This window comes from Bradyrhizobium sp. (assembly GCF_019244115.1).
In the GTDB taxonomy this organism is placed as follows: Bacteria; Pseudomonadota; Alphaproteobacteria; order Rhizobiales; family Xanthobacteraceae; genus Bradyrhizobium.
Map to the genome: position 1 here is coordinate 1 of NZ_JAFATE010000792.1, position 2,496 is coordinate 2,496.

The 2,496-nt window shown below is 65.2% G+C and carries 4 protein-coding genes; 2 read left to right on the forward strand and 2 right to left on the reverse strand.

Annotated elements, in window-relative coordinates; all coding sequences use genetic code 11:
• The coding region (locus tag JOZ76_RS33640; protein ID WP_291705694.1) for a DUF2147 domain-containing protein at positions 1 to 166 on the forward strand (166 nt) is incomplete at its 5' end.
• 97 nt (positions 167 to 263) lie between these two features.
• Here JOZ76_RS33640 and JOZ76_RS33645 read toward each other — a convergent pair.
• Both JOZ76_RS33645 and JOZ76_RS33650 read right to left on the reverse strand, forming a co-directional pair.
• Positions 264 to 668 (reverse strand): (R)-mandelonitrile lyase, encoded by a 405-nt coding sequence (locus tag JOZ76_RS33645; protein WP_291705691.1) that lies wholly within the window; start codon positions 666 to 668, stop codon positions 264 to 266.
• A 144-nt stretch (positions 669 to 812) separates the two neighbouring features.
• Complete coding sequence (locus JOZ76_RS33650; protein ID WP_291705692.1) at positions 813 to 1,511, reverse strand: ribonuclease activity regulator RraA; 699 nt, start codon at positions 1,509 to 1,511, stop codon at positions 813 to 815.
• Positions 1,512 to 1,748: 237 nt separating this feature from the next.
• Between JOZ76_RS33650 and pxpB the strand changes: the two genes are divergently transcribed.
• On the forward strand, positions 1,749 to 2,474 hold the full coding sequence (gene pxpB / locus JOZ76_RS33655) for a 5-oxoprolinase subunit PxpB (protein WP_291705693.1): 726 nt from the start codon (positions 1,749 to 1,751) through the stop codon (positions 2,472 to 2,474).
• Positions 2,475 to 2,496: the final 22 nt, after the last annotated feature.

Genomic DNA, 2,496 nt, shown 5'->3' on the forward strand with positions numbered 1-2,496 from the left:
GAAACAGGGCAAGGACCAGAAATGGAGCGGCCGGATTCTCGATCCCAACACCGGCAGCACCTATGATTCCACCATCGGCCTGATCGGCGCCAACGCGCTGCGGGTGCAGGGCTGCGCCTTCGGCGGCATGTTTTGCGGCGGCCAGACGTGGACGCGCGTGAACTGACGGATGCGAAAGACGGATGCAGAAGCCCGGCTTCGGCCGGGCTTCCGTTTTGTCGGCATGCCGCCGCACCACACGCGCAGCCGCGGCCGCTCAAGCACTACCCAACCGGCGCGGAATATTCCTCGTCGGTCACATGCTCCATCCATGTCACATGGCTGCCCTGGAGCGCCTCCTGCATGGCGATGTGGACCATGCCGGTGGTCGGCGCCGCGCCATGCCAGTGCTTCTCGCCCGGCGGAATCCACACGACATCGCCGGGCTTGATCTCGCGGATCGGGCCGCCCTTGGCCTGCACGCGGCCGACGCCCTGGATCACATACAGTGTCTGCCCGAGGGGATGCGTATGCCATGCGGTCCGCGCGCCCGGCTCGAACGCGACGCGGCTCGAATTGAGCTGCATCGGCGGCTGCGGCGTGATGATCGGGTCCTGCCAGACCGTGCCCGTAAAGCTTTCCTTTGGCGCGCGCCGCGTCGGCCGCGATCCGGCGAGATGGATATCCATGAGTCCTCCCTGTATGTCAGCTGTTCGTCGTCGGGTAGTCGGTAGGGTGGGCAAAGACGCTCTTGCGCCGTGTCCACCATCAATTGAAAGACGGATCAGCAGAAACGGCGGGCACGCTTCGCTTTGCCCACCCTAGCCAGGAATTCACTTCTTCGACGCGGCGTAGCGCGCTTTGGTCTCGGCATTCATCGGATAGAGGCCGGGCAGCACCGCGCCGTTCTTCACCTCGTCGACAATCCAGGCCTCCATGCGCTCCTGCTCGGGACCTTCGGCCAGCACATGATCAAGCATCGCCTGCGGGATCAGCACCGCACCGTCCTGGTCGGCCACGACGATGTCCTTGGGAAACACGGCAACACCGCCGCATCCGATCGGCTGGTCCCAGCCGACGAAAGTGAGCCCCGCGACTGACGGCGGCGCGGCATAGCCGTCGCACCACACCGGCAGCCCCGTGCCGAGCACGCCTTCGACATCGCGCACCACACCGTCCGTGATCAGCGCTGTCACGCCGCGCTTGACCATGCGTGCGCAAAGAATGTCGCCAAAGATGCCGGCATCGGTGATGCCCATCGCATCGACCACGGCAATGCAGCCTTCCGGCATCGTCTCGATCGCGGTGCGCGTCGAGATCGGCGACGACCAGGATTCCGGCGTCGCCAAATCTTCACGCGCGGGCACGAAGCGTAGGGTGAAGGCCTCGCCGACCAGGCGCGCCTGGCCCAACTTCAGCGGACGCGCGCCGCGCATCCACACGTTTCGCAGGCCCTTCTTGAGCAGAACGGTGGTGATCGTGGCGGTGGTGACGTGCGAAAGGGTTTTGATCGCTTCTTGGCTCAGGGACATCGAGGGCTCGGGGCTGTTCTTTCAGGGGAAAAGCGAGCCGCATCTTGCGGTGTGCGCGGATCGCGTCAAGTGGTGCGGCCGAGCCATGAGCGCAGAGCTGTCGTGCGCGCGCGGATAATTGCGGTTTATCACACGATATCGGATTAATTTATTGAACTTGCGAGGGATTTTTGATTTCCCCGGCTTCCGAAAGGCGCTACAGATCTAAGCCTTCGCCCGCGCTCCCCTGAAGAGGCCATGCCCCTCGCCCCGCCCCGCCTTCTGCCGAGTGGCGACAGTGCCATTACGGTGGAGTTCTCCAAAACCATCGACGATACTGCCAACCAACGCGTGCTGGCGCTCGACCGCGCGCTGACCGAGGCGCCGATTGAGGGCATCACCGAAACGGTGCCGACCTATCGCTCGCTGCTGGTGCATTACGATCCCGGCCGCGTCGATTTCGATGCGCTCGGCCGAGCGCTGCTGGTGCGCGCGCAAGTGCCTGCATCCGTTGCGACGCAGCCGCGCCGCTGGCGCGTTCCGGTCGCCTATGGCGGCGAGAACGGCATCGATCTGGACGATGTCGCAAAGGCGCGCGGCACCACACCGGACGAGATCGTGGCACGGCACACGGCAGGCGATTATCGCGTGGCGATGATCGGTTTCACGCCGGGATGGTCGTATCTCAGCGGCCTCGCGCCGTCCCTGCACATGCCACGCCGGCAGAACCCGCGCCTGCTCACGCCCGCCGGCACCATCTCGATCGGCGGCGTGCAGACCGGCATCCAGTGTCTCGCCGGCCCGAGCGGCTGGCACCTGCTCGGCCGAACACCGGTGCGGACCTATCAGCTGCGCCGCGAGCCGACTTTCCTGCTCGAGCCCGGCGACCGCATCAATTTTTACGCGATCGATGCAAAGAGCTTCGCCGAGCAGGATCGCGCCGCGGAGGCCGGCGAGATCATCGCCGAGCTGGTCGCCACATGACCAGTCTTGTCGTCACCACTAT

Coding starts and splice junctions, on each gene's coding strand:
- JOZ76_RS33645 (WP_291705691.1), bottom strand. CDS start 668: ATGGATATCCATCTCGCCGGATCGCGGCCGACGCGGCGCGCGCCAAAG.
- pxpB (WP_291705693.1), top strand. CDS start 1,749: ATGCCCCTCGCCCCGCCCCGCCTTCTGCCGAGTGGCGACAGTGCCATT.
- JOZ76_RS33650 (WP_291705692.1), bottom strand. CDS start 1,511: ATGTCCCTGAGCCAAGAAGCGATCAAAACCCTTTCGCACGTCACCACC.